Below are 4,554 nucleotides of genomic sequence, written 5' to 3' on the forward strand. Positions count from 1 at the left end.
GGCACCCCTCGCGCCTCCCCTACCCCAGCCGTTCCTCCAGCTGGTCGAGCAGGTCGACGGCGGCCTCGGCGATGACCGTCCCCGGCGGGAAGATCGCCGACGCGCCCGCCTCCCGCAGCGGCGCGAAGTCCGCCGGGGGGATGACCCCGCCCACCACGATCATGATGTCCCCGCGGTCCAGCCGGGCCAGCTCCTCGCGCAGCGCGGGCACCAGGGTCAGGTGCCCCGCGGCCAGGGAGGACACCCCGACCACGTGCACGTCGGCCTCCACGGCCTGCGCGGCGACCTCGGCCGGGGTCTGGAACAGCGGGCCGACGTCCACGTCGAAGCCCAGGTCGGCGAAGGCGGTCGCGATCACCTTCTGGCCCCGGTCGTGGCCGTCCTGGCCCATCTTGGCCACCAGGATGCGGGGTCGGCGGCCCTCGTCCTCGGTGAACTCCTCCACCCGGCGGGTCACGCGCTCCATGAGGTCGGCCGCGTCGGCGCTGCCCGCCGCCTCGTCCCTGTACACACCCTGAATCGTACGGATCTGCCCGGAGTGGCGGCCGAAGACCCTCTCCATGGCGTCGGAGATCTCGCCCACGGTGGCCTTGGCGCGGGCCGCGTCGACCGCCGCCGCCAGGAGGTTGCCGGTCAGGGCCTCGTCCGCCCGGGACCCGCCCCCGGCGGCCGCGGTGAGCGCGTCGAGCGCGGCGCGCACCCGGCCCTCGTCGCGCTCCTCGCGCAGGCGGCGCAGCTTCTCCAGCTGCTGGGCGCGCACCCGGGAGTTGTCGACCTTGAGGACCTCGATCTCGTCCGCGGTGTCGGGGCGGTACTTGTTGACGCCGATCACCGGCTGGCGGCCCGAGTCGATGCGCGCCTGGGTGCGGGCGGCGGCCTCCTCGATGCGCATCTTGGGCAGCCCGGCGTCGATCGCGGCGGCCATGCCGCCCGCCTTCTCCACCTCCCGGATGTGCTCCCAGGCCTTGGCCGCCAGCTCCTGGGTGAGGCGCTCCACGTAGTAGCTGCCGCCCCAGGGGTCCACGACGCGGGTGGTGCCCGACTCCTGCTGGAGCAGCAGCTGGGTGTTGCGGGCGATGCGCGCGGAGAAGTCGGTGGGCAGGGCCAGCGCCTCGTCCAGGGCGTTGGTGTGCAGCGACTGGGTGTGCCCCTGGGTGGCGGCCATCGCCTCCACGCACGTGCGGGCCACGTTGTTGAACACGTCCTGGGCGGTGAGCGACCACCCCGAGGTCTGGGAGTGGGTGCGCAGGCTCAGCGACTTGTCCCTGGTCGCGCCCAGGTCCCTGACCAGGCGCGCCCAGAGCAGGCGGGCGGCGCGGAGCTTGGCGACCTCCATGAAGAAGTTCATGCCGATCGCCCAGAAGAACGACAGGCGCGGCGCGAACGCGTCCACGTCCAGCCCGGAGCGCTGACCGGCGCGGATGTACTCCACGCCGTCGGCCAGGGTGTAGGCCAGCTCCAGGTCGGCCGTGGCCCCGGCCTCCTGCATGTGGTAGCCGGAGATGGAGATGGAGTTGAAGCGCGGCATCCGCTGCGAGGTGTAGGCGAAGATGTCGGAGATGATCCGCATCGACGGCCGCGGCGGGTAGATGTAGGTGTTGCGGACCATGAACTCCTTGAGGATGTCGTTCTGGATGGTCCCCGACAGCTTCTCCGGCGGGACGCCCTGCTCCTCGGCGGCCACGATGTAGAGCGCCAGGACCGGCAGCACCGCGCCGTTCATGGTCATGGACACGCTCATCCTGTCCAGCGGGATCCCGTCGAACAGCTGGCGCATGTCGTAGATGGAGTCGATCGCCACGCCCGCCATGCCGACGTCGCCCGCCACCCGGGGGTGGTCGGAGTCGTAGCCGCGGTGGGTCGCCAGGTCGAAGGCGACCGACAGGCCCTTCTGCCCGGCGGCCAGGTTGCGCCGGTAGAAGGCGTTGGACTCCTCGGCGGTGGAGAACCCGGCGTACTGGCGGATGGTCCACGGCTGGTTGACGTACATGGTCGGGTAGGGCCCGCGCAGGTAGGGCGGGATGCCGGGCAGCCCGTCCACGAAGTCCAGGCCCGCGCGGTCGGCGGGGGTGTACAGCGGCTTGACGCCGATGCCCTCGGGGGTCTCCCACTCCAGGGCGTCGGCGGCCTTGCCGGTGCCGGCCTCCAGCGCTCTCTGCCAGGCGGCGTGTCCGGAGGCGGTGTCACCCGAGAAGGCGGGGAGCCGCGGCGGGACGTCGGAGAAGTCGGGGATCATGCGTGCGCCCCCTCGGCAGTGGCGGACGGTGCCGGCGGATCGGTGAGCAGGACGTCGACCAGGTCGGTGAGGAGGGCGACGGCGTCGCACCCCCGGTGGGCGAAGGCGTCGACCCCGGCTTCGCGGTAGGAGTCGTCGGGCGCGCCCGCGAGCAGGATCCGCAGGGCCCCCGCGCGCCTGAGCGCCCGCGCGGCGTCCTCGGCCTGCTCGGCGTAGACCGCGTCGGAGGAGCAGAGCACGGCGACGCGGCTGCCCGAGGCGGCGAACGCCTCCGCGACGGCGGCGGCGCCGTCGAGCGGGCCGGGTTCGTGGGAGGCGACGCCGCCCGCGGCGAGCAGGTTGGCCGCGAAGGACGCGCGGGCCGTGTGCGCGGCGACCGGGCCCAGCGTGGCCAGGAAGGCGGTGGGCCTTCGGCCGGTGTCGCCCGCGCGGGCGTCGCTGCGGTCGCGCAGCGCCTCGTAGTCGTCGGCGTAGCGGCGCACCGGGAAGCCGCCGGGGACCGGGGCCGGCGGCCGCGAGGGGTCGGCGGGCCGCACCAGCGGGACCTCGTCCGCGTTGGGGAACTCGCTGACGCCGGTGAGCGGGGAGCGCCGGTGGGCGAGGTCGAGGCGGCGGCGCGTCCACACCGCGTCCACGCGCTCGCGCAGCAGGCCGTGCTCGACGGCCTCGGCGGCCCCGCCCTCGGCCTCCAGTTCCCGGAAGAACGCCCAGCCCGCCCGGTACAGGTCGCGGGTGAGCGCCTCGACGTAGAAGGAGCCTCCGGCGGGGTCGACGACCCGCGCCAGGTGGGACTCCTCGATGAGCAGGGACTGGGTGTTGCGGGCGATGCGGCGGGCGAAGTCGTCGGGCAGGCCCACGGCGGAGTCGAAGGGGGCGACGGTGACCGCGTCGGCTCCCCCGACCCCGGCGGCGAAGCAGGCCACGGTCGTGCGCAGCATGTTCACGTGGGGGTCGCGCCGGGTCATCATCGCCTCGGAGGTGGCGGCGTGCAGGCGCATGGCGCGCTGGTCGGCGGGCACCCCGCTGGCGTCGAGGACCTGGTCCCACATGGCGCGGACGGCGCGCAGCTTGGCGATGACGCCGAACTGGTCGGCGTTCGCGGCCAGGCGGAACTCGATGCGCCGCGCGGCGTCGGGCAGGTCCATCCCGGCGGCGTGCAGGGCGCGCAGGTAGGCGGTCCCCGCGGCGACGGCGAAGCCGAGTTCCTGGGCGTCGGAGCCGCCCGCGTTGTGCACGAGGCGGCCGTCGGCCACGAACAGCCCCAGGCCGGGGCGCCCGCGGGCCAGCTCCGCGGCCAGGCGGGCGGGGTCCATGACGTCGGGGCGCTCGCCGGCCAGGGCCGCGGTGCCGAGGGGGTCGATGCCCAGGTGGGAGATGATCCGGCCGTCGGGGACGCCCGCGTCGGCGTGGGCGTCGAGCAGCGCGGTGGCGGCGTCGGCGTGGTCGGCCCCGGCGTCCAGGACCACGGGCGCGAGGTCGAGGTGGACGTCGCCGAGGGCCCGGCCGAGCGCGGAGACGGGCAGGCCGGTGCCGCCGACGGCGATCCACAGCGAGCTGACGCCGTTCATGAGGTCGGCGTGCAGGCGCCGCCGCAGGACGTCCGGGTCGGCGTCGGTGTGGCGGGCGCGGATGTCCCAGCCCTCGGGGACCGACCCGCCGGGCCGGTGGCCCCGGGTGAAGGGGGGCAGCCCCGGGAAGCCGGGGTCGGCGGCCGGGGGGTCGCCGGTGTAGAGGGGTTCGATGTCGAACCCGTCGTAGGTGTGCGTGGCCAGTGCCGACTCGGGTGTGTCGGCGAGCCGGTCCTCGGGGACACCGCTCTTGCGCAGTACCCCCGCCACGAGTTCGCGCCACCGCTCGTGTGTGGCAGCGGGGAACCCGTCGGCCGGGTTGGGGGCGCCGGATCCGGCGGCCCCGCTCTCAGGGACGTCCATATAGTGGATGGTAGAGAATCTCGTTCGGTCGCGCCGCCCCGGGGTGTGGGGCGCGGCACACCCCGGCGCCGGACCCGGCCCGCCGGAGGAAGCGCCGGATCCCTCCTCCCGCGCCGCCACGCCTCCGCCCCCGGGGAGTGCGGCGCACGCGCACGGCCGCGAGGGGGTACGCGCGCTTCCGCGCCTGCTCACGGCGGGGGCGGACTCCTCAGGGGGTCTTCGGCTCCTCTCGGGTCCCGCGTTTCACCGAAGTGTCACCGCACGCGTTCTTTCAGTGAAGTGGAACACACTCCTGGTATTCGGTGAACCGACGGAGGGTGACGGGAGTCGGAATGGCGGGCCACCCCATGCGTTTCACGGTCCACTGGCATCCCCCTCCCCCCACCC

General features: G+C 74.5%; 2 protein-coding genes. Both read right to left on the bottom strand.

Annotated elements, in window-relative coordinates; translation table 11 throughout:
* Window positions 1-19: 19 nt before the first annotated feature.
* Window positions 20-2,236 (bottom strand): methylmalonyl-CoA mutase, encoded by a 2,217-nt coding sequence (gene scpA, locus DQW06_RS23375; protein WP_013156531.1) that lies wholly within the window; start codon window positions 2,234-2,236, stop codon window positions 20-22.
* Window positions 2,233-4,167, bottom strand: a complete 1,935-nt coding sequence (locus DQW06_RS23380) for a methylmalonyl-CoA mutase family protein (RefSeq protein ID WP_013156530.1) — start codon at window positions 4,165-4,167, stop codon at window positions 2,233-2,235. Before DQW06_RS23380 ends, scpA begins: the two co-directional genes overlap by 4 nt.
* Window positions 4,168-4,554: the final 387 nt, after the last annotated feature.

The organism is Nocardiopsis sp. TNDT3 (genome assembly GCF_003427465.1).
GTDB lineage: Bacteria > Actinomycetota > Actinomycetes > Streptosporangiales > Streptosporangiaceae > Nocardiopsis > Nocardiopsis dassonvillei.

Coding starts and splice junctions, on each gene's coding strand:
- scpA (WP_013156531.1), bottom strand. CDS start 2,236: ATGATCCCCGACTTCTCCGACGTCCCGCCGCGGCTCCCCGCCTTCTCG.
- DQW06_RS23380 (WP_013156530.1), bottom strand. CDS start 4,167: ATGGACGTCCCTGAGAGCGGGGCCGCCGGATCCGGCGCCCCCAACCCG.